Origin of the sequence: Streptomyces sp. NPDC050625 (assembly GCF_040654755.1) — a bacterium.
Classification (GTDB): Bacteria; Actinomycetota; Actinomycetes; order Streptomycetales; family Streptomycetaceae; genus Streptomyces.
In genome coordinates this window covers 30983-53253 of the sequence record NZ_JBFAIQ010000029.1, presented here as the reverse complement: position 1 = coordinate 53253, position 22271 = coordinate 30983, and the positions used below count along the sequence as shown (strand labels likewise).

Sequence of the window (22271 nt, the reverse complement as noted above, 5' to 3'; positions counted from 1 at the left end):
GGCGGTCGGACTCGCTGCTGAGCATGCACAGCCTCGCCGGCCAGGTCTTCCTGCTCCAGCTGGCGGTCGTGATGCTGCTCGTCGGCGCCGCCCTGGTGGCGCTCGTGGTGCAGGCCCGACGCGACGTCATGGCGGACGCCCGCCACCGGACGCTCACCGCGGCGCAGACGTTCGCGAACTCCCCGGGGATCGTGGCGGCACTGAACAGCGCGCACCCGACCGCGGTGCTGCAGCCGCACGTCGAGGCTGCCCGGAAGGCCGCAGGCGTCGACGCCATCATCGTGTACGGGCTGAACGGGATCACCCTCGCCCACAGCGACCGGCATCAGATCGGGAGACGCGTCATCGGGCCCTACGCGGCGGCGGCGACCGGCAAGCCGTTCACGAGTACTTTCAAGGGCTCCCTGGGGCTTTCCGTGATCTCGGCGGTTCCCGTCAGGGGTCCTGACGGGAACGTCGTCGCCATCGTCTCCGTGCCCGTCACAGTCGAGACGGTGCAGCACCGGGTGGACCGACAGCTGCCGGTCCTCATCGGCGGCACCGCCACGGCCCTTGTCGTCGCCGCAGGCGGGTCGGGCCTGGTGAGCCAGCGGTTGCGGCGGCAGACCCATGGCCTGGCGCCGATGGAGATGACCCGGATGTACGAGCACCACGACGCGGTGCTCCACGCAGTGCGGGAAGGAGTCCTGATCGTCGGCGATGACGGCCGGCTGCTGCTGGCCAACGACGAGGCAAGACGGCTCCTGGACCTGCCGGCGGACGCGGAACGCCGACACATCACCGATCTGGGGCTGGATGAGGAGTTCACTGGGCTGCTGGCCTCCGACCGCCCCGCCACCGACGAGGTGTACCTGGCGGCCGATCGGTTGCTCGCCGTCAGCAAGCGGCTCACACCACCTCACGGACCGGTCGGCAGCGTGGTGACGCTCCGGGACACCACCGAGCTGCGGGCCCTCTCCGGCCGAGCGGAACTGGCCCGCGAACGGTTGAATTTGCTCTACAACGCCGGGCTCCGGATCGGCAGCACGCTCGATGTGAAGCGCACAGCCGAGGAACTGGCCGAGGTGGCGGTGCCCCGGTTCGCCGACATCGTCACCGTCGAACTTCTGGATCCGGTCCTGCGCGGCGAGGAGTCCTCCGGTGCGACCGCCGGGATCACCGAGTTGCGCCGCAGCGCCGCCGCCGGTCTCGACGCGGACCATCCGCTCCACTCCGTCCGCGAGCTGATCCGGTTCGTCCCGGCCCACCCCGTCTCCACAGCGATGGCCGAGGGCCGACCGGTCCTGGTCGGGGAACTGAGCGCCTCCGACGGCTGGCAGGCCCAACAACCCGAACGTGCCCGGCGGATCCTCGATCACGGCATCCACTCCATGCTCGTGGTTCCCTTGCGAGCCCGCGGCGTGGTGCTGGGAGTGGTGAACTTCTGGCGCGCAATGGGCTCCCCGTCGTTCGAGGACGAGGACGTGTCCTTCGCCGAGGAGTTGGCCGCCCGGGCAGCGGTGTGCATCGACAACGCCCGCCGCTACACCCGCGAACACGCCATGGCCGTCACCCTGCAGCACAGCCTGCTGCCACGCGCGCTGCCCGAGCAGTCCGCCCTCGACGTGGCCTACCGCTACCTGCCAGCCCAGGCTGGGGTGGGCGGGGACTGGTTCGACGTCATCCCGCTGTCCGGCACCCGGGTGGCACTGGTCGTCGGCGATGTCGTCGGCCACGGTCTGCACGCCGCGGCGACCATGGGCCGGCTGCGCACCGCCGTGCACAACTTCGCCAGCCTGGACCTGCCCGTGGAGGAGCTGCTGGGCCGGCTGGACGAGCTGGTGGCGCAGATCGACGCCGAGGAGGTCGCCGCCGCGGAGGACGGGCAGGGGATGATCACAGGGGCGACCTGCCAATACGCCCTCTACGACCCCACCTCCGGGCAGCTGGCCATGGCCACCGCCGGCCATCCGGGACCAGCGGTGGTTCGGCCCGACGGGACCGTCGACTTCCCTCAGCTGCCCGTTTCCCCGCCACTGGGACTCGGCGCCGGCCTACCTGTCGAGACCGCAGAGCTCACCGTGCCCGAGGGTTCCCGGCTGGTGCTCTACACCGACGGACTGATCGAGGACCGCACCCGGGACCTGGATGCCGGTCAGGAGGCCCTGCGCGCTGCTCTGGCAGGGCCCGGTCGCACCCCGGAGGCCACCTGCGCGGCGGTGATGCAGGCCATGCTGTCCGACCGTCCCAGGGATGACATCGCGCTGCTGGTCGCCCGCACGCACCGGCTCGGACCGGAGCAGGTCGCCGAGTGGGACGTGCCCCGTGACCCGGCGGCGGTGGCCCCGGTGCGCACCGCATGCGCCCGCCGGCTGACGGAGTGGGGGCTGGAGCAGGTCGCCTTCCCCGCCGAAGTCATCCTCAGCGAGCTGATCACCAACGCCATCCGCTACGGCGCCGAGCCCATCGCGGTACGGCTGCTCCGCACGGTGCCGATCAGCGACCCCGCCGCTGGCACCCTGATCTTCGAGGTCTCCGACGGCAGCAGCACCTCGCCGCGGCTGCGCCGAGCGAAGGTCACCGACGAAGGCGGCCGCGGTCTCTTCCTGGTCGCCCGCTTCGCCGAACGCTGGGGGACCCGCTACACGCCCACCGGCAAAGTCATCTGGGCCGAACGGTCCCTGCACCACGGCGCCACGCCGGAAGCGGAAGGACTCGACGAGATCCTGTTCGGCCAATGGGACGACACGGCTACCTAAGGTGAGCGTGTACGTCCCGTTCCTCCACACTCACGCATTCCGCGTGCCGACGTGGGTGCGGCTGGGCTCGGGGCGTACGAATGCCGCGTTCAACCGGGGAAAGACGCTGATCGCAGGCTTCCCAAGCAACCTTCCGCCATCGAGACGGCCGGGTACCCTGGCCTCGATGACCACTTCGTCGGCGCAATGGACCCAACGAAGCCGGGAGGCGCAGCGTAAGGCCCCTGCTCCGGGCCCGGTGGTGCTGTCGGCAGCCGGTCGAGGTGACCAGTTCGTTCCCCATGCCCGGGAGCAGTCGTGACTACACCGTGTGCCCGAGCAACGGCGGCCTTCAGCTGCTTCGCTCTCGTGGCACTGGGCCTGAGCGCTTGCGAGAACACACCGACCGCCAGAGTCGCGAAGCCCGCAGTGGCTAGGTCCGCCGAGAACGTGGGCGGCATGCGCGCACTGATCACTGCAGCGAAACAGGAGGGCACGCTCAGAGCGATCGCGCTGCCGCGTGACTGGGCCGACTACGGTGGCCTGATCAACGGCTTCGAGAAGAAGTACGGGATCAAGGTCACGGTCGAGGATCCGCTGGGCCACAGCGAGGACGAGGTCGACACCTTGAGGAAGAGGGGGAACCGGCCGACAGCACCCGACGTGATCGACGTGGGCGAGACGTTCGCGCGGAAAGCCGCGGCGCAGAATCTGCTCGCGCCGTACCGGGTAGCCGCTTACGATTCGATCCCGCGTAGTCAGAAGGACTCGAAGGCCCGCTGGTACAACAACTACGGGGGCTACATCTCCATCGGCTGCGACGCCAACCGGGTCAGAGTCTGTCCGGCGACCTTCGCGGATCTTCTGCAGCCCGGTTACAAGAGCCTGGTCGCACTCGAAGGCGACCCGCCCCGGTCGGCGACCGCCTTCGACAGCGTCTACGCGGCCGCGCTGGCGAACGGCGGGTCGTTCGACGACATCCAGCCCGGTCTCGACTTCTTCGCCAAGCTCAAGAGGATCGGCAACTTCAACCCCCTCAATTCCGACTCGGCAACGGTCGAGGACGGCCAGACCCCCATCAGCATCAATTGGGACTACATCAACCTCCACTACGTCGACCAACTCCGCGACAAGGGCGTGAACTGGCAGGTCGCGATCCCCTTCGACGGCAGCTTCGCCCAGTATTTCGCGCTGGCGATCAACAAGTACGCCCCGCACCCGGCGGCTGCCCGCCTGTGGCAGGAGTACCTCTTCAGCCCAGAGGGCCAAAACCTCCGACTGCGCGCCTATGCCCGCCCGGTGCTCATGGACGCCATGAGGCAGGACGGCACCCTCGACAAGGCCGCCGCCGCACGACTGCCGACGGTTGAGGGAACGCCGCAGTTCCCGACGGACGCGCAACTGGAGAAGGCTAAGGAGACGGTCACGCAGGGCTGGGCGAAGGCCGTCTCCGGCTAGCCGGGACGCTCCCCGTCGCCCTTCAGGTGTGCAGCAAACGGGCTGTACCGCTCGAAAAGTCGTCGTTGCAGGTGATCCCATCGGTGCGGCTCCGCAGTGAGGCGGCAAAGGACGCGGGGTCGTGTTGCGGCACGAGAACGCGGTGCTGCGCCGTCAGCCGGCCCGCCCGGTCCGCTATGAGCCCGCGGACCGGTTCTGCTTCGCTGCCCTTTCCGGGTTGATACCCCGGCGTCGCTGGGGCGAGGTCTTTGCGGTCACCCCCGCCACCCTGGTCGCCGGCCACGTCGGCACATCACCGCGAAGTGGGACTGCACGGCGCGCCGGCGTACCGGACGCCCGCCGTCGGCAACGGCGCCCGCACCGGCCCCGACGGCCGTGACCGACGAAGGTCGGTCCGGGCCCTCCCCGGAGCGGAAGTTCCTCGGCCGTGGACGCATCGTCGAGCAGGGCACCCACCAGGAGCTGCCCGCCCTGGACAGCACCTACGCGAAAACTGTGGCAGCACCAGTCGGGCGGTTTCCTCGACAGCAGCCCCGCGGCGGCCGGGCTACGCTGAACGGGGCGGGACAGCCGGACTCAGAGCTGGCAGGCGCAGGGTCCTCCCTGCGCCTGTGGGGGGCTTATCTGCGGCCTCACCGCCCGCGCGGCTTGGCGGTCATCGGGTGGAGGACGCTCGGTCGCGGCAGTGGGCCAGCGACTCCGCGACCTCGCGGGTGCGAGGGTGGTCGCTGCCCTGGACCCGGATCATATCGGCCAGCAGGGCGGTGAGCAGGGCGGTCGCTCCGTCGCGGTCACCGGAGAGTTCCAAGAGTTCCGCCCGCTGCTGCCGGGTACGCAGGGCACGTGGGTGATCGGCGCCGAACACCTTGTCGACGGCGGTCTGGAGGTCGGCCAGGTCGGCCTGCGCAGCGGCCGGGGCACCGGCGAGTCCGCGCCAGAAGGCCAGGTTGACGCGGTACGTCAGCGTGGTCGGGTGGTCGGCACCAAGCGCGCGCTCCGCGTCCTGCGCCGCGATGGAGAACTCCTCAACCGCTCGTTCGCGATCGCCCGCCAGTCCCCGCCAGGACGCGAGATTGTGCCGGGCTATCAGGGTGTCCCGATGGAGTCGGCCGGCGGCGGCCTCCAGCCCTGCCACGGCCCGCACGTGCGAATCGACAGCCGCGGACGTGTCTCCCGCCTCGCCGGCCCACCGGCCCAGGTCGCCAAGGATTCTCAGAGTGAGGGCGTGCCCGGCACCGAGGCTCCGCTCCAGTTCGGCGACGAGTGTGGCACAGGCGTCCCGCTCGCCAGCGGCGCCCCCCACCAGACCACGGCCCAGAACCCCATAGCTGCGTGCCCCGACCACCAGAGCATGGTCGGCGCCGAGCGCTTCGGCCGCCTGGTCGGTGAGCTCGGTGAGGCGCTCCAGAGCGGCGGCCACGGCGCCCGCTTCCATCTGGAAACGGGCCTCGTACAGCCGTACCGCCAAGGTGTCGGGGTCCGTGGCGCCCAGGGTCTGTTCGGATTCCCGCCGGATTTCCCGCAAGGACGCGTGAGCCGAGGCCGCTTCCCCCAACTCGCCGGTGGCCTGAGCGATCTGGCACCGCAGAAACAGGACGCCACGATTCCGGTCTCCGAGCCGGACACGCGCCTGCTCCAGCAACTCCTGGCAGATGTCCCGGGCTGCACGGTCACGGCCCAGTCCAGCCAGGTAGGGGCCGATGCGACGGAGGACAGGATGCATGCGCCCGTCCCAGAGCAGGTCGGCGGCCGTCGTCCGGCGCAGGGCTTCGACGCAGCGGTACAGGGCCGCCTCGGTTTCCGGCCGGGGCTCGAACTCCGCTGTGGACGACCAGAGTTCCTCCAGTGCGTCGCCGGCGGCCTGTGCGAGGAAGGGGCGGGCCTGCTGCGGTACGGTCTCACGCGCCGCTCGTTGCCCCAGTGCGTGCACCTCGACGGAGACGGGCCTACGGGAGACGTCGTGCGTGACCAGGCTGAGCCGGTGCAGGGCGCGCAACGACAGGAGGGTGGTCCGTTCGGCGATCCGGTTCCGGAGGTGGGGTTTGTCGCTGGGGCCGTCTGTGCCAGCGGTGATCCAGCGGTGGGCCGCCGTGGTGTGCAGCACCGCCTCCGGGACGCCGTCCGGCGCCAGCATCGACAGCAGTTCGAGGGCCGCCCTGGCACTCCCTGCGGGAGCCAGGGCCTCAGCCCGCTCCAGGGCGAGTTGGAAGGCGCTTGCCATGGTGCCGCAGTGCTCGTCGGCCGGAGAGGTGGCCGGCAGCAGATCGGACAGCTTCTCGCCTTGGTCGTCCAGCAGTTCACGGTACGCGGTGAGGCGCATGCCGGTGTCGATGAGGAACGCCGCGGCCTGGGAGAGCGCCAGCGGGAAGTGGCCGAGCGCATGCGCCAGAGCGCCGAGTTCCCCGTCCTCGTCCCCGTCCCCGTCCCCGCCGGGCGACAGCCGTGCCTGGAGGCAGTCCACCGACTCCTCGGGCGCGAATGTCCCCCGCTTGATCGCATCGAACTCAGCCGCCACGGCAGCTCCCGCGCTCCCCGCATGCACAAGACCTCGGCAATCAGCCCCCGTTCACCCCATCGAGGGACAACCTGGCCAACCACGGCCAACAACCGAATCAGCAATTGGCAACCCGGACCGTGTCCTCCGGCGAAGCTGCCAGAATGGTGCGGGTCAGCCATTCGGCGCACGTCGCCCGCTCGTCGAGGGCGCGGTGATGTGCACCCTGAGCACGTCCCGAGCAAGGGAAGATCCCGGCGCATGCCGAGCACTGCGGTTTCTGACAGGCCCACCGTCCACCAGCTGAAGATCGAACTTCGCGGGTTGCGTCCGCCGGTGTGGCGGCGGGTGCGGGTTCCCTCGCGGCTCTCCCTGGGCGGCCTGCACGAGGTGGTCCAGGTGCTGTTCGGATGGGATGGAATACATCTGCACCTCTTCGAGGACGGACGGCGCGCGGCGTGGGGTCCGCGCCGCGACCCGCTCGGCGGCGCCCTCGACTCCGGGTGGGACGACGAGGACGACGTGTCGCTGGCGGACGTGCTGCCGCGAGCCGGGGTGCGGCTGTCGTACACGTACGACCTCGGGGACGACTGGGAGCACCGGATCACCGTCGATGAGGTCCGCCCGGCCGACCCGGATGAGGCCGGGGCACGTGGTGGGCACAGGCGGGCGGCGGACGCTGCCGGACTGCGACGATGTCGGCGGCATCTGGGCGCTTCAGGAGCTGCTGGAGCGGTACGAGGCGGGCGAGCGGCCCGAGGTCGTCCGAGTATGGTTCCAGATCCCTTCAAAGCACGCACCCCACAGGATGGACCAAGGAGTTGACACGGTGAGCAACGCCGAGAAGATGACCGGACGGGAAGAGCCGGGAGGAGCACGGTGTCGCACCGCGCGCCTGTACGCGGTGAGCCGCCGCCGCGCGGGTCAGGACGGGCAGCCGGAGTCGGCGACCACGTAGTAGCCCGGGGAAGTCTCCTCCAGAGTGTGGGTCTCGTACAGGTTGTACAGGCCCATGTACTGGTTGGAGCCGTTGGCGTAGACGTGGCCCAGGCTCTGGTGGGCGCGGCCTGCGAGGACCTGGTCGTAGTTGTTGCCGGTGTGGCACTGATGGGTGGTGCCGGTCGTGGTCGCCTCCACTGTGGCGGAGGCTGCCCCGACCGCCCCGGTGCCGTCCACGGCGGCGACGGTGTAGCTGTACGTCGTACCGGCCGCGAGGCCCGTGTCGGTGAAGGACGTGCCGGACGGGGAGCCGACCTGCGTGCCGTCCCGGTAGACGCGGTAGGAGGCGGCGCCGCCGACCGCCTTCCAGGACAGGGACACCGAAGTGTCGGTGGTGGCGGTCACGACGAGACCTGACGGCGCGGGCAGCGCGCCACCGCCGTCGAGGGCGGGCAGGCTCCAGAACCGCCCGATCCAGTAGGAGGCGCAGATGTTCATGTCCGGCAGGTACTGGCCGGCCGTACCGCACTGCGTGGCCCCGCTGCCGGGGTCGACCGGCTGGCCGTGGGCCATGCCCGTGATGGAATACGACTCGACCACGTCCCGGCCGAAGCCGTCGCGGTAGACCCTGTGTGGGTAGCCCTGGACCGTGTCACTGACGTCGGCCACGGCGTCCGTGCCCTGCACGTTCGTCCACTGCTCGACGAGCTCGGTCATGTTCATGGGCTTGACCGTGGTGTCGCTGGAGCCGTGCCAGACCGACATGGTCGGATACGGGCCCGAGTAGGACGGGTAGGCGGCCCGCACCTTGTCGCCCCACTGCTGCGGGCTCAGGTCCGAGCCCGGGTTCATGCAGGCCAACCCCGCGGACACGGAGCGGGCGCAGTCGAACGGAAGGCCGGCGACGACCGCCGCACCGCGGAAGACGTCCGGATAGGAGGCCGCCATCACCGAGGTCATCGCACCGCCGGCGGACAAACCGGTGACGTAGACGCGCGAGGCGTCGGTGCCGTAGTCGGCGGCCGTCCTGTCCACCATCTGCTTGATGGACAGCGCCTCACCCTGGCCCCGGGAGAGGTCCGCGGACTGGAACCAGTTGAAGCAGGAGTTGGCGTTGTTGACTGCTTGCTGCTGCGGCAGCACCAGAGCGAAGCCCCAGGCGTCGGCCCACTTCGTCCAGCCGGTCTCGTCGTCGTAGTCCGCCGCGGACTGCGTGCATCCGTGCAACGCGACGACCAGGGGCCGCCCGCTCGGCAGCCCGTCGGGGACGTAGCGGAACATCCGTAGGTTCCCGGGGTTGGAGCCGAAGCCGGTCACCTCGGTCAGGGTCGCGGCCTGGGCGGGTGCGGGGAACAGGCCCAGCAGCAAACCGACCAGACACAGGATCAGACCGAGTGCGGGAGCGCGTCGGCCGTCGGCTCTGCGGGAAGGGTTGTGTGGTCGTAGGCGCATCGCTGTCTCCATTTCCGTCCCGGTGCAGCCCAACTGCGCCGGGGCGTCAGGGGAAGGGACGGTGACGCCACCGTCGGCCGACTGCGCCGTGGGGGGCGACGCGACCGGGGTGTTTCCGTGACGTTACGACCGCGCTGCCTGCACCGCTAATGGATGAGTCGAACACTTCTGCGGACGGGCGGGTGTGCCCCGGATCCACAGGCGCCCCCTTCGCGGACCCGCACGGAGCCCACCCGGCATGTATGTGCCATCCACTGCTGTCCAACAACGGGTGGTGGATACCCACATTGTCAGGTTCTGACGGTGACGGGGACGCTACGGGCAACTCACCCAGACCCCCACTCCGTACCGAGGAGCCGTCCCGCCATGCGCAGATCTGCCACCCCCAGCCTCGTCGCGGCCGTCGCGGTCGCCGGGCTCGTCACCTCGTGTTCCAGCCCCGGCGTCTCTGGCGGCGACAAGCCGAAGGAGTTCAAGGTCGCTCTGGTCAGCACCACTTCCGGCCCGCTGGCCTCCTACGGCGAGCAGTACCTGCACGGTTTCGCGGCGGGCCTCGACTACGCAACCGGTGGGACGGGCAAGGTCGACGGCGTCAAGGTCACCGTGACGCAGGACGACGACGGCGCCGACCCCGCCAAGGCGGTGTCCCTGGTGAAGCAGCGGGTCGGGGAGGGCGTGAACATCGTCGCGGGCACCATCTCCTCGGGTGTTGCCGTCCAGGTCGCCCCGCTCGCCGCCCAGAACAAGACGCTGTACATCTCCGGGCCCGCCGCGACGGACGCGGTGACCGGGGTGGGCAAGTACGTCTTCCGGTCGGGGCGGCAGACCTACCAGGACGTGATGACGGCGAAGCCGATCCTCGGCGACGTCAAGGGCAAGAAGATCATCGTCGTCGCCCAGGACAACACCTTCGGTCAGGCCGGCTCCGGCGCGGTCAAGAGCATCCTTGGAGCGGAAGGGGCCCACGTCCAGGCCGAGTTGGTCTCCCCCACCGCCGCCGACTTCACCCCCACCGCCAGCAAGGTGAAGTCGGCCAAGCCCGATCTGGTCTTCGTCTCGTGGGCGGGCACCACCGCGACCGCGCTGTGGAACGCCCTTGACCAGCAGGGCGTGCTGGACTCCTCCACCGTGGTCACCGGCCTTGACGTGCGCGCGAGTTACCCCGTGCTCGGCAAGGCCAAGGACAAGATCACGCTGCTCGCCCACTACGTGCCGGAGGCCACGGACAACGAGCAGGCCCAGGCGATGCGGGCGTACCTGAAGAAGAAGGGCTGGGAGGAGGACCTGTTCGTGCCCGACGGGTTCAACGCCGCCCAGATGGTGGTGCAGGCCCTAATGGCCGGCGGCGCGAAGAACGACACCAGCGCCATGGTCAAGTCCCTGGAGGGCTTCAGCTTCCCCGGCGTCAAGGGGCGGATGACCGTGCGCGCCTCCGACCACGCCCTGCTCCAGCCCATGTTCCAGGCCAAGTTCGGCGCCACCGGCGACCTGCCGAAGGTCGAGAAGACCTTCACCGCCCAGCAGGTGGCACCGGCCGAGAAGCCGATCGGCTGAGGCGATGACGGACGTACTGCAGACAGAGCGGCTCAGCTGGGCGGTCGGCGGGGCCCGCATCCTCAGCGATGTCTCGCTCACCGTGGCCGAAGGGGAGTTCCTCGCGGTCATCGGACCCAACGGTGCGGGCAAGACCTCGCTGTTCAACCTGGTGAGTGGGTTGGCCCGGCCGACCGGCGGCACGATCCGCCTCGACGGTGCCGACATCACGGGCCTGCCGCCGCACCGGCGGGCCCGGCGCGGGCTGGGGAGGACCTTCCAGACCTCCTCGGTCTTCGCCACCATGACCGTCGCCGAGCACGTGGAGTTCGCGGCGCGCTCCGCCGGGTCCGGCCGGGTCGGCCCGGCGGACGTGCGCGCCGTACTCAAGCGCGTACGGCTGGCCGAGCGGGCGCCGATGCTCGCCGCGGACCTCTCGCACGGCGACCGGCGCAAGCTCGAACTGGCGATGTTGCTCGCGCCCACCCTGCGCGGGACGTCGTCCGGGCCGCGGCTGATGCTGCTCGACGAGCCGATGGCCGGGACGGCCACCGAGGAGACCGGCGAACTGTCCGACGTGATCAGGGAACTGCACCGACAGGAGGGCCGCGGCGTACTGATGGTGGAGCACCACATGGAGATCGTGCTGGGCCTCGCCGACCGGGTCGCGGTCATGGACCACGGCACCCTGCTGACCACCGGCAGTCCGGACGAGGTGATGGCGAACGCGGCCGTCCAGGAGGCATATATGGGGGCCGAGCTGTGACCGCAGTCCTCACCGTGAGCGAGCTGAGCGTGCAGATCGCCGGCTCGCGGATCCTGCACGGCGTCGGCTTCGAGGTGGCCGCCACCGGGGTCACCGCCCTGCTCGGCCGGAACGGGGTCGGCAAGACCACCACGGTCCGCTCCGTGCTGGGGCTGCTGCCCGACGGCGGCCGGGTCACCGGCGGCCGGATCGTCTTCGACGGCCGGGACATCACCCACGAGGCGACCCACCGGATCGTCTGTGCGGGCATCGGCTACGCCCCGGAGGACCGCGGCGTCTTCGCGGGCCTGACGGTCTCCGAGAACCTGGCCCTGGCCGAACGACCGGACACCCACCACCACTACGACCTGGTCCACGACCTCTTCCCCGAACTGCACGCCCGCCGCGACCAGGCCGCCGGCACCCTGTCCGGCGGCCAGCAGCAGATGGTCGCCATCGCCCGCACCCTGCTCAACGACAACCGTCTGATCATCGTCGACGAACCCACCAAGGGCCTGGCCCCCCCGCGTGGTCACCGAGGTCGCCGAGGTGCTCGAACGGGCCGCCGAGCGGGTACCGCTGCTGCTCGTCGAGCAGAACCTCGCCGTCGTACGGCGCCTGGCCCACGACGCCGTGGTCCTGGACGCCGGACACGTAGTGCACACCGGCGGTGCCCAGGAACTCCTCGCCGACCGCGAGCTGGCCACCGTGCTGCTCGGCGTCGCCAGCCGTACCGCCCCTGGAGCCGTCTGATGGACACCCTGGTCCTGCTCACCCTCACCGGACTCGGGCTGAGCGCGCTGTACTTCCTGCTCGCCTCCGGACTCGCCCTGATCTTCGGACTGATGGACGTGCTCAACTTCGCCCACGGCGCCTTCCTCACCGTGGCCGTCTACGCAGCCTGGCGTACCACGTCCACCGTCGGCGGGATGCCCGGGCTGTTGCTGGCCGTCGTGGTGGGCACGGTGGTCGGGCTCGCGCTGGCCCTGGTCGTCGAGTTCGTACTCATCCGAGGGCTCTACGGCCGCCCTCGCGAGCAGATCCTGGTCACCGTGGGCCTGTCTCTCGCCGTCCCGGCCCTGGTGCAGACCGCGTGGGGCGCCGAGGCGCGCACCTTCCCCGTCCCGGACGCGCTGACCGGAACCGTCGGTGTGCTCGGCGCCCGGGTGCCGGTCAACCGCTTCGTCCTGATCGCGGCCGCCGTCGCCGTGCTGATCGCCGTACAGCTCTTCCTCAACCGGACCCGCCACGGCCTGATCGTGCGCGCCGGTGTCGAGGACCGGGCCATGGTGCGGGCGCTCGGCATCGACGTGACCCGTGCGTTCGCGCTCGTCTTCGCCCTCGGCGGGGCGCTCGCCGGGCTCGCGGGCGTGCTGGGCGGGCTGTACTTCGGCTCCATCTCCCCGCACGGCGGCACCTCGTACCTGATCTTCGCGTTCGTCGTCGTCATCATCGGCGGCCTGGGCTCCTTGACGGGGGTGGCGCTGGCCTCGCTCGTCGTCGGGCTGGTACAGCAGTACGCCAACTTCTACGCGGGCGGATACGGCGACCTCGCGGTGGTCGTCCTGCTCGCCGTCGTCGTGCTCGGCCGCCCCGCCGGGGGCTCCACCCTGCCGAGGAGGCTGCGGCAGCTGCTCGGCGCGGGTCCCCCCGAGGCCGCAAAGGCATCCTCCCGCCCCGGTGGCGGGGCGCACCCGGAAGGTACGGCATGACCCTCACCAACACCGCACCCGCACCGCCCGCCAACCCATCCGAGCCGGGCGGACCGGGAGCACTGCGCCGCGGGCGGACCGTCCTGGCACCCGCCGCGGTGCTGCTCGTCCTGCTCCTGCTGCCGTTCTCGGCGCTGAACATCCCCGTGCTGCTGGACGGACCCGTCAACTCCCCCGGATCCCTTCAGCTGTTCGCGCTCTGCCTGCTCTTCGCGGGGCTCGCACTCAGCTACGACCTGATGTTCGGCCGTACCGGACTGCTCTCCTTCGGGCACGCCCTCTACGTGGCAGGCGGCGCGTACGGCACCCAGCTGGCCATGACCCATCTCGGTCTGGCGCTGCTGCCCGCCGCGCTGCTCACTCTGGTCGCTGGGACCGCGCTCGCCGTCCTCATCGGCGCCGTCTCGCTGCGCTCCGTCGCCCTGGGACCGATCGGGTTCGCCATGGTCACGCTGGCCTTCGCGCAGGCCGGAGCGATCTGGGTGGAACGCAACCCGGGCGGCCTGACCGGCGGCGAAGAGGGCCTGACGCTGAGCACCGAGGGCGTGCCCGCGACGCTGGTCGGCGTGCAGAACACGGTCAACGTCTACTGGCTCGCCCTCGGCTACCTCGCCCTGGTCGCCACCGTCGTGTGGACGGCCACGGCGCGGCCGATCGGCCGGACCTGGCAGGGCATCAGGGACAACGAACAGCGGGTCGCGGTCCTCGGCCGCAGCCCCTTCGCGTACAAGCTCGCCGCCTTCACCCTGGCCAGCGCACTGGCCGTGCTCGGCGGCGCCCTGCACCTGCTCGTCACCGAGGGCGCCACACCCCGCACCAGCACACCCGACTTCACCCTCACGCTCCTGGTCATGGTGGTGCTCGGCGGCAGCGGCACCCGCTGGGGACCGGTCGTCGGCGGTGTCCTGTTCACCTACCTCGACCAGCGGCTGCCGGGCTGGCACCTGGGCGTGGAACCCATGCTCGTCCTCGGCACACTGTTCGTGGTGGCCGTCCATGTGGCCCCGGGCGGCCTGGCCGCACCGGGCAGAAGGAGGAAGTCCGCATGACCATGCGTACTGCGCAGGAACTCGCCGTCCCGGTGCGAGGAGGCGACCTCGCCGTGACCCGGTGGCCCGGCAAGGGGCCCGCGGTCATCGCGCTGCACGGCATCACCGCCAACGGCCTGGCCTTCGTCGCCGCCGCCGAGCAGCTCGGCGACGTCGACCTGTACGCCCCGGACCTGCGCGGCCGGGCCCACAGCGCCGCACTGCCGGGGCCGTACGGCATTCCCGCCCACGTCGAGGACATCCTCGCCCTGCTCGACCACCTGAACCTGCGACAGGCGCTGCTCGTCGGCCACTCGCTCGGGGCCTTCATCGCCGCGGTGGCCGCCGCCCGGCACCCGGACCGCTTCCCCCGCGTGGTCCTCGTCGACGGCGGCCTCGGCTTCCCCATCCCGGGAGGCACGGACATCGACGAGGCCATCGAGTCCGTCATCGGACCCGCGATGCGCCGGCTCAAGGAGACCTTCCCGAACCTCGAGGCGTACCACACACACTTCCGCGAGCACCCGTCCCTCACCGCCCACTGGGGCCCGCACGTCCAGGCATACGTGGACCGCGATCTGACCGGCGAGCCCCCCGAGATGCACAGCAGCTGCGTCCTGGACGCGATCCGGGCCGACGGCGCGGGCCCCCTCGGCGACACCGAGACGCTGGCCGCCGTCCACCAGCCCCAGGTGCGCGGCACCCTGCTGTGGGCACAGCGCGGAGTGATGAACGAACCCCAGGGCCTGTACGACGAGGGACGCCTCGCCGCGGGCGACCTCGACCCGGACCGGATCACCACCCGCCGGATCGACGACACCAACCACTACACGATCCTGCTCGCGGAGAACGCGACGGCAGCCGTCGCGGAGGCGGTGCACGCCGAGCTGAGGCAGATGTAGCACCACCTCCGCCCCGGGTTACCGAGCGGGGCCTTCCGCGCCGAGCCGGAGGCGGGGCAGCGCCCCCACACTCCCCGAAGCAGCATCAGGATGCGCTCGGGGACGGCCCCTGGCCGGCGGCCGGCGGCGAGCTGACCGCGCACATCTCGCCCTCTCACGCCGGCGGGGGATCCAGCAAGACTTCACCATTCCCGTCTCGGCGACGGCTCGACACGGGCTCACTGACGGCGTATCAAATCTTACCTACTTGGTGATCTCCGTCTGACCTGGCCTTGGTGATCAAGGTCAGAGGGGAAGGCGATCCACGTGGAAGGCTGGGCAGAGATCCGCAGGCTGCACCGGCCGGACAGTTGCCGATCAGGGCGATCGCGAGGCATCTGGGCATCTCGAACAACAGGGCTCGGCCGTGGACGCGGTCGAGGTGCAGATCCGCGAGCTTCTTCGGGAGACGCCGACGATACCCGCGACGGTGACCGCGGAGCGGATCGGCGTCCCGCCCGGTGGTGTAGCCGAGGTGGTGTGGCGGGCGAGGTGGCTAGGTGGCGGCGCCGTCCGGAACAGCCTGTTCCGCCCAGATGATCTTGCCGGTCGTCGTGTAGCGGGTGCCCCAACGGTGGGCAAGCTGGGCCACGATCAGCAAGCCCCGCCCTCCCTCGTCGGTGGTCCGGGCGTGGCGCAGGCGTGGCGAGGTGCTGCTGGCGTCGGAGACCTCGCAGATCAGGCTGCGTTCCCGGATCAAGCGGAGGCAGACCGGTCCACTCGCGTGGCGGATGGCGTTGGTGACCAGTTCGCTGACGATGAGCTCGGTGGTGAACGTCAGATCGGGTATGCCCCACTCCGTCAACTGCTGGGCGGCGAGGGCGCGGGCGTGCGCCACGGTGGCCGGATCGCTGGGCAGATCCCAGGAGACGACCCGGTCCCGGGGCAGGGCATGGGTCCGGGCAAGGAGCAGTGCCGCGTCGTCGGACGGCGGATTGGCCAGCAAGTCGTCGATCACCCTGCGGCCGCTCTCCTCCAGTGTCGGCCGAGGCGCGGCGAGGATATTACCCAGCCGAGAGAGTCCGACGTCGATGTCCCGGTCGAAGGACTCGATGAGGCCGTCGGTATAGAGCGCGATCAGGCTGCCTTCGGCCAGTTCCATTTCGACGGACTGGAAGGGGAGGTACCCCAGGCCGAGTGGCGGTCCGGCGGGCAGGTCCACGATTTCGGCGCTGCCGTCGGGACCGACGATCACCGGCGGGAGGTGACCGGCCCGGGCCAGCGTGCACCGCCTGCTGACCGGGTCGTAGACGGCGTACAGGCAGGTGGCTCCCATGAACGCGGTACCCGCGGCGGCGTCCTCGGCCGCCGTCGATCCGTCGCTGCCTTGGGCGCCCATGAGGCCGATGACCAGGTCGTCCAGATGAGCCAGCAGTTCGTCCGGAGAGTGGTCGAGGTTGGCGAGCGTGCGTACGGCAGTGCGCAGGCGTCCCATGGTCGCTGCGGCGTTGATGCCGTGCCCGGCCACGTCTCCGACGACCAGTGCGACGCGTGCCCCGGAGAGCGGAATCACGTCGAACCAGTCGCCGCCCACACCAGTGGGGGCATCCGCCGGGAGATACCACGACGCCACCTCCAGAGCAGACCCTCCCGTCAGTTCCTGCGGCAGCAAGTAGCGCTGCATGGAACGGGCCGCGGTGCGCTCGCGGGTGAAACGGCGCGCGTTGTCGATGCACACCGCTGCGCGGGAGACGAGTTCCTCGGCGAGACGTACGTCGTCCTCCTCGAACGGGCCCAGTCGCCGGGAACGGGCGAACGTCGCCGCGCCCAGGGTGACCCCGCGCGCCCGCACCGGAACCACCATCACCGATCGGATGTCGTAGTCGCGGATGGACGCGCCTGTCGACTCGTCCTGGGTCACCCACAGGCTGGCGGTCTGGTCCAGAGTCCGTTCCACGAGGGTTCTGCTCTCCAGCAGGCATCGGGTCACGGGTGAGCAAGGTGCGCGCCGAACCGTTTCTCCCACTGCCAGCGTCGCCTCGGGGCAGCCCTGACGCACCGACTGCTGCCCCGCGCGCCGGATGACGGGCGCCATACCGACCGGCCCGGGGGCCGGCTCCTCACCTCTCGTGACGGAGTCCAAGAGGTCGACGGCGACGAAGTCGGCAACGGACGGCACGGCGTTGTCGGCCAGTTCCTGCGCGGTCCGTGTCACGTCCAGGGTGCTGCCGATACGGGCAGCGGCGTCGTTGAGCAGGGCCAGGCGTTCCTGCGCCCGCCAGCGCTCGGTGACATCGATGACCATGTACCAGACACCCACGTTCCGGCCGTGGCGGTCCTTCATGGCGAAGAAGGAGGCGGAGATCGCGCGGCTGTGGTCGGGGTCGGTGTGGCTGGGGCCGCGGTACTCGTAGTCCATCACCGAATCGCCGGTCTCCAGAACCCCGCGCAGCTTCTCCTCAAGGGCCTCGGCCTCCGCCTTGGGCAGCACTTCCGCCAGCCGTCGGCCCAGCCGCCGCTCGAGGGGGATCTCTCGGTCCAGCGGCTCGTTCACCCACACATACCGCAGGTCCGTGTCGAGGACTGCGATGCCGACCGGTGCGTGGGCGAGGAAGGGAGTGAGCACCAGCTGGCTCACGCCGCCACCCGGCATCCGCCAGAAGGCCCGTTTCGGGGGCCGACCGACGAACCTGCCGAAGACCAGCGCGGCGACCGTGGCGACCACGACACCCGGGACCATTTCGTACACACCCGACTCGAGAGGGCCGAGCAGCGGATTGATCTTCTTCCACAGCAGCACGGTTGCCGCACCCGACACGATCCCGGCCATGGCCCCGGCCCAGGTCATGCGCGGCCAGTACAACGAGAGAAGGACGACCGGCCCGAAGGCGGCTCCGAAGCCTGCCCAGGCGTACGCGACGATGCCCAGCAACCCGCCGCCCCTGAGCGCGATCACGAAGGCCACCACGGTCACGACGACGACAGCGGCGCGACCGACCCACACCAGTGCGCTGTCCGAGGCGCGTCGGTTGAGGAACGCGCGGTAGAAGTCCTCGGTGAGAGCGACGGACGACACGAGGAGCTGGCTGTCCGCGGTCGAGATGATCGCGGCCAGTACGGCGATCAGCATCACCCCGGCGCCCCACGGATCGAACAGTGTGCGGCTCAGGGTGATGTACACCGTCTGCGGGTCGTTGAGCGGCGCGCCGGTCTGCGCGATGCCCACCAGGCCGACGAGCGTGGCGCCGGTGAGCACGACGACCACCCACCCGGTTTCGATGCGTCGGGCTGTGGGGATGGCGCCGGTGCTGCGGATGCCCATGAAGCGGGCCAGGATGTGCGGCTGACCGAAATAGCCCAGACCCCAGGCGAGCAGGGAGGTGATCGCAACGACGCCGAGCGACCCGCCTGCCGACCACCGTCCGTCCGTGAAGTCGACCCTGGCACCCATGTCCAGCAAGCTGGGTGTCTTGCTGTTGAGGGTGTCGCGCACCGCACCGAAGCCGCCCAGTACCCCGATGCCGACGACGGGGAGCACGAGCAGGGCAAGGAACATCAGCGTGGCCTGCATGACGTGCGTGAGGCTCACGGCGAGGAAGCCGCCCAGGCACGAGTAGATGACGATCACCAGGGCGGTCAGGGCCACTCCGAGCCCGAACCTGACATCGAAGATTTGCTCGAACAGCAGCCCGCCGGCCACCAGCCCACTGGCGACGTAGACGGTGAAGAACACAAGCGTGACCACCGCCGAGACCATCCGAAGCATCCAGGTGCGGTCCTCGAACCGCTCCTCCAGATAGGCCGACAGGCTCACGGCGTTCCCGGCGCGCTCGGTATAGGTGCGCAGCCTCGGCGCAACGAGCAGCCAGTTGAGATAGGTACCGAGCACCAGACCGACCGCGATCCAGCTGGCGCCGACACCGGCCGCGTACACCGCGCCGGGAAACGCGAGAAACAGCCAGCCGGACATGTCGCTGGCCCCTGCGGACAGGGCGGCAACAAACGCGCTGAGCCTGCGGCCCCCGAGGGCGAAATCGGCGAAGGTATGAGTGCGGCTGTACGCCCAGACACCTGTCCCGACCATGACGGCCACGTACACGAGGAACGTGACCACGATCGGCGCACTCAAGTCGAACATACTGCCCTCACCTGCGTGGTCTCTGGGCACGGGCGCCACCGTCGCACGCCTGACAGCTCGTAGCTCCTACAAGATAAATGTACAGATTTCGGTCACTGTGGGCCGGAAACACGGCGCGCGGGGGGGCTCACACGCTCACTGCGGGAGTGTGCCGCATCGGGCTTGGGCACCCCGATCAGGAGCAGCGTCACGTCGTCGTCATGCTTGGCCGTCTCCGGGATGAGGATTCTGATCAGCCGGTCAGCGGCTTGATCGAGGCTGTCCGGATCTGTGGGAGCGCCCTTCAGCGCATCGTTGAGAGTGTGGGCGAGGATGTCGATCTGGGCCTCGATGTCGGTACCGGGCCTCTCGACCAGTCCGTCGGTGTAGAGCGCGAGAGTGCTGCCCGGTGGCAGCGGCTGGGTCGTCTGCCGGAACGGCACGCCGCCGCCGCACGAATCATTGACGCCCAGCGGCACACCAACCGGTGCCTGCAGTCGGCGGGCGGGCCCGTTCGGGGGCAGGACGATTACCGGGAGGTGTCCTGCCGAGCACAGGGTGACCTCATGGCCGCTCTGGTCCACCACCAGGTAGACGCAGGTGACGAGCTGGTCCGCCAGGTCATTGACGAACGCGTCCAGCCCGGCCATCAGCTCACTGGGAGGCATGCCCGTGCGGGCAAGCGCGTGGGAGGCTGCGCGCAGCTGCCCCATGACGGCCGCTGCCTCCAGCCCCCGGCCCATCACGTCGCCGACGACGATGCCGGTGCGCTCCCGGTCCAGGGCAATGACGTCGAACCAGTCGCCGCCGACTCCGGGGTCCTGGACGGACGCCAGGTACCGGTGGGCGCTGGGCAAGTGGGGCAGACGGGACGGCTCGCCCATGAGACTGTGCTGCAGGGTGTAGGCGATGCGTCGGTGCTCCTCGTAGCGCTCGGCGCGTTCGGCCTCGGCCTGCCTGCGTTCGGTGATGTCCCTCACGGACAGGAACACCAGCCTCCCCTCATCGGCCTGGAGGCTGCTGAGGCTCACCTCGACGGGAAACTCACTGCCGTCGGTGTGCAGCCCGTACAGACCCTGGTCCAGGACGATCGGCTTGGGGTCCGCCTGCCGCAGGTAGGCGCCGAGGAAGGCACTGTGCCGTCGACGTCGCGGGACGGGGACCAGATCGATGACCTGGGTGCCGACGAGGTCGGCCGGCGCATGTCCGAACAATCGTTGCACCTGAGCGTTGGCCATGATGATGGTGCCGTGGCCGTCCGTGATCAGGGTGGCGTCAGGCGCGGATTCCAGCAGTGCCAGGAAGCGCTGGTGAGCGCGCCGGACCTCGTGCTGGGCCGCGACTCGTTCTGTGATGTCGGTGACCACGCCACCGATGGCGTAGGGCTTGCCGGACGGCGTGGTGAGCGGGAACAGAGTGGTGAGGAGGTCTCGTGGGCCGCCCGGCAGGGCGAGCAACTCCTCCCGCTGCACGGGGGTACCCCCTGCCAGCATGGCAAGGTCTGCGGCCCGCGCCTGACGCGCGAGGTCGGACGGCATGACATCCCGGTCCCGGCGGCCCAGTACCCGCTCGCGGGACAGGCCCAGGCTCTCCTCGAACGTGGTGTTGACCGCCAGGAAGCGCCCGTCCAGGTCCTTGATGAACACCACCGCGGGTGTGTGGTCCATGAACGCCTGCAGCAGTTCGTTCTGTCGCACCTGCCATTCCGCACGGGCGTGGGCCACCTCGATACGGCGGCCCACGAGCAAGGCCGAGAAGATGACCGCGGTGAACACAGCCACCTGCCCGCAGACCAGCAGCGCGGTGCCCAGACGCGAACCGAACAGTGCCGCGTCCTCACCGGCCAGGACGAGCCAGCCCAGCAGCGGCGGTACGACCAGGACGGTGGCGAACAGGCGGCGCCCCAGCGCCCCCGTCGTACCCGCGTTCATCAGCAGGCCGGCAGGACCCCGGTCCGGCCGGGCGAGGAAGGCGGCCATGCCCAGCAGCACCAGAGCCAGGCCGGTGTACAGGGCCATGCCTTTGTAGGCGCCGAACCGTTCCAGCTCGGGTACGGCATACGCGAACCCGTACAGCCGCAGCATTCCCAGCGTGAGAACGGCCAGGCCCGGGACCTGGCTCGTCCAGGCTGGAAGCCGGGACGAGCTCGCGCACAGGGCTGCCACGCCCCCGATCACCAGTGCCGTGGCCGTGTTCGGTGCCATCCGTCCAGGCGCCTCTGCCGCCACCCGCACCGTGTCGTCCCTGAAGAGCAGCTCATCGATGCCCAGGCCCACCCCGGTCACGTACTCCACAACGGTGAGCCCGCCGATCAAGGCCACCAGGGCTGCGGCCCCACGGGCCGTGGTGATCAACCACGGCGTGACGCATCTGCGAGCCACCAGAAACAGGGAGATTCCGAGTGCCAACAGCGCCACGGCGGTGTTGGCGTTCATGGTCGCGTCGGCACCGGGCACGCGCCTCAGGACGTCGATGCCGAAGACCCAGCCGAACAGACCCGCCGCACCCAGCACAGCAGCAACAACGGCGGCGCCCTGAGCCACGACGCGAGCAGCGTCCAAGGCGGACTGCTGGTACGGCAGGTCCGCGGCCTGCTCTGCTCCAAGCGCGCCGGGCAACTCGGGCGCCCGCTGCTCTTCCGTCACGGAACACTCGTCTAGGTAGATGAACGACTGAATCGCCACTCACACACTAAATACTTTGACCGCTCAGCGCCCCGGCCCGCGCGCCCCTGCCTCGACGACGAGGCGACCCGTCGGCGCGACGAGCCCACGACAGCGGTGCAGCAGGCTGCGCGGGTCCCCTCCGATACCGATGTCGCCGTCGATGAGCAGAAGAGGCAGAAGAGGCAGAAGAGTCTGCCAGCCTCTCTCGGCCGGCAGCTGATCGAAGGCCGATCCGCAGAGTGCAAGCCCACCCAGGGCACAGGTCAGCGCGACCGCGCGGGGTGCGATGTCGACCCCGAGGGCGAAGACTCCCGGGCCGAGGAGTTCTCTGCGCAAACGGCCTGGCCCACAGCCGACGTCGAGGACGGGCCCGACGCAGCGTTCCAGCACGGTCTTGTCGGCCACTGTGGACCGTGCGTGCCAGCGGTAGGCCGGCATCCGGACACGGTGCCCGGCCGCCGGCCGCAGGTACACCGGCCCGCGGGCTCGGTCGCAGAGCCAGCGCGTAGGGATCCCCGTCGGCGCCGTA

Annotated in this window: 13 protein-coding genes and 3 pseudogenes; 11 read left to right on the top strand and 5 right to left on the bottom strand. The window is 70.2% G+C overall.

Annotated elements, in window-relative coordinates; all coding sequences use genetic code 11:
- Window positions 1-23: 23 nt before the first annotated feature.
- Together AB0I54_RS38840 and AB0I54_RS38835 are read left to right on the top strand one after the other, a co-directional pair.
- Window positions 24-2738 (top strand): SpoIIE family protein phosphatase, encoded by a 2715-nt coding sequence (locus tag AB0I54_RS38840; RefSeq protein ID WP_363301019.1) that lies wholly within the window; start codon window positions 24-26, stop codon window positions 2736-2738.
- Between the two features lie 348 nt (window positions 2739-3086).
- The gene (locus tag AB0I54_RS38835) at window positions 3087-4175 is read left to right on the top strand and encodes an extracellular solute-binding protein (RefSeq protein WP_363301018.1); all 1089 of its coding nucleotides are present in this window, start codon (window positions 3087-3089) and stop codon (window positions 4173-4175) included.
- Window positions 4176-4830: 655 nt separating this feature from the next.
- On the opposite strand, the gene AB0I54_RS38830 is transcribed toward AB0I54_RS38835, so the two are convergent.
- Window positions 4831-6690 carry a hypothetical protein gene (locus AB0I54_RS38830; RefSeq protein ID WP_363301017.1) on the bottom strand — a complete coding sequence of 620 codons (1860 nt, stop codon included), beginning with the start codon at window positions 6688-6690 and terminating at the stop codon, window positions 4831-4833.
- Window positions 6691-6711: 21 nt separating this feature from the next.
- Between AB0I54_RS38830 and AB0I54_RS38825 the strand changes: the two are divergent.
- A pseudogene (locus tag AB0I54_RS38825) lies at window positions 6712-7299 on the top strand (plasmid pRiA4b ORF-3 family protein); the annotation flags it as partial.
- Between the two features lie 22 nt (window positions 7300-7321).
- A complete protein-coding gene (locus AB0I54_RS38820; RefSeq protein ID WP_363301051.1) occupies window positions 7322-7627 on the top strand; it encodes a hypothetical protein in 306 nt (101 codons plus the stop codon).
- On the opposite strand, the gene AB0I54_RS38815 is transcribed toward AB0I54_RS38820, so the two are convergent.
- Window positions 7594-8997, bottom strand: coding sequence for a PHB depolymerase family esterase (locus tag AB0I54_RS38815; RefSeq protein WP_363301047.1), 1404 nt, complete (start codon window positions 8995-8997; stop codon window positions 7594-7596). The two genes, AB0I54_RS38820 and AB0I54_RS38815, sit on opposite strands and share 34 nt — an antisense overlap.
- A 429-nt stretch (window positions 8998-9426) precedes the next feature.
- On the opposite strand from AB0I54_RS38815, the gene AB0I54_RS38810 reads away from it, so the two are divergent.
- From AB0I54_RS38810 to AB0I54_RS38780, 7 genes and pseudogenes are all read left to right on the top strand, one after another.
- Window positions 9427-10614: a substrate-binding domain-containing protein gene (locus AB0I54_RS38810; RefSeq protein WP_363301016.1), complete on the top strand. Its 1188-nt coding sequence runs from the start codon at window positions 9427-9429 to the stop codon at window positions 10612-10614.
- A gap of 4 nt (window positions 10615-10618) precedes the next feature.
- Entirely contained in the window at window positions 10619-11359 is a 741-nt protein-coding gene (locus tag AB0I54_RS38805; protein ID WP_363301015.1) for an ABC transporter ATP-binding protein, read from the top strand.
- Window positions 11356-12091 (top strand): annotated as a pseudogene (locus tag AB0I54_RS38800) (ABC transporter ATP-binding protein). Before AB0I54_RS38805 ends, AB0I54_RS38800 begins: the two are co-directional and overlap by 4 nt.
- Window positions 12091-13050, top strand: a complete 960-nt coding sequence (locus tag AB0I54_RS38795; RefSeq protein ID WP_363301014.1) for a branched-chain amino acid ABC transporter permease — start codon at window positions 12091-12093, stop codon at window positions 13048-13050. The pseudogene AB0I54_RS38800 and the gene AB0I54_RS38795 overlap by 1 nt, the downstream one beginning before the upstream one ends.
- A complete protein-coding gene (locus tag AB0I54_RS38790; RefSeq protein ID WP_363301013.1) occupies window positions 13047-14099 on the top strand; it encodes a branched-chain amino acid ABC transporter permease in 1053 nt (350 codons plus the stop codon). Before AB0I54_RS38795 ends, AB0I54_RS38790 begins: the two co-directional genes overlap by 4 nt.
- A complete protein-coding gene (locus AB0I54_RS38785) occupies window positions 14096-14980 on the top strand; it encodes an alpha/beta hydrolase (RefSeq protein WP_363301012.1) in 885 nt (294 codons plus the stop codon). Before AB0I54_RS38790 ends, AB0I54_RS38785 begins: the two co-directional genes overlap by 4 nt.
- A 300-nt stretch (window positions 14981-15280) precedes the next feature.
- Window positions 15281-15470: pseudogene (locus AB0I54_RS38780) on the top strand (IS21 family transposase); the annotation flags it as partial.
- 45 nt (window positions 15471-15515) lie between these two features.
- Here the strand turns inward: AB0I54_RS38780 and putP are convergent.
- The 3 genes from putP to AB0I54_RS38765 all read right to left on the bottom strand — a co-directional run bounded on the left by putP (window position 15516) and on the right by AB0I54_RS38765 (window position 22180).
- On the bottom strand, window positions 15516-19097 hold the full coding sequence (putP, locus tag AB0I54_RS38775; RefSeq protein ID WP_363301011.1) for a sodium/proline symporter PutP: 3582 nt from the start codon (window positions 19095-19097) through the stop codon (window positions 15516-15518).
- Window positions 19098-19189: 92 nt separating this feature from the next.
- Window positions 19190-21721 (bottom strand): SpoIIE family protein phosphatase, encoded by a 2532-nt coding sequence (locus AB0I54_RS38770; protein ID WP_363301009.1) that lies wholly within the window; start codon window positions 21719-21721, stop codon window positions 19190-19192.
- A gap of 63 nt (window positions 21722-21784) precedes the next feature.
- On the bottom strand, window positions 21785-22180 hold the full coding sequence (locus tag AB0I54_RS38765) for a class I SAM-dependent methyltransferase (RefSeq protein WP_363301008.1): 396 nt from the start codon (window positions 22178-22180) through the stop codon (window positions 21785-21787).
- Window positions 22181-22271: the final 91 nt, after the last annotated feature.

Excerpts from the sequence above, each read along its gene's own strand:
- AB0I54_RS38840 (WP_363301019.1), top strand. The coding sequence starts at position 24 with ATGCACAGCCTCGCCGGCCAGGTCTTCCTGCTCCAGCTGGCGGTCGTG.
- AB0I54_RS38810 (WP_363301016.1), top strand. The coding sequence starts at position 9,427 with ATGCGCAGATCTGCCACCCCCAGCCTCGTCGCGGCCGTCGCGGTCGCC.
- AB0I54_RS38805 (WP_363301015.1), top strand. The coding sequence starts at position 10,619 with ATGACGGACGTACTGCAGACAGAGCGGCTCAGCTGGGCGGTCGGCGGG.
- AB0I54_RS38795 (WP_363301014.1), top strand. The coding sequence starts at position 12,091 with ATGGACACCCTGGTCCTGCTCACCCTCACCGGACTCGGGCTGAGCGCG.
- AB0I54_RS38790 (WP_363301013.1), top strand. The coding sequence starts at position 13,047 with ATGACCCTCACCAACACCGCACCCGCACCGCCCGCCAACCCATCCGAG.
- AB0I54_RS38785 (WP_363301012.1), top strand. The coding sequence starts at position 14,096 with ATGACCATGCGTACTGCGCAGGAACTCGCCGTCCCGGTGCGAGGAGGC.
- putP (WP_363301011.1), bottom strand. The coding sequence starts at position 19,097 with ATGTTCGACTTGAGTGCGCCGATCGTGGTCACGTTCCTCGTGTACGTG.
- AB0I54_RS38765 (WP_363301008.1), bottom strand. The coding sequence starts at position 22,180 with ATGCCGGCCTACCGCTGGCACGCACGGTCCACAGTGGCCGACAAGACC.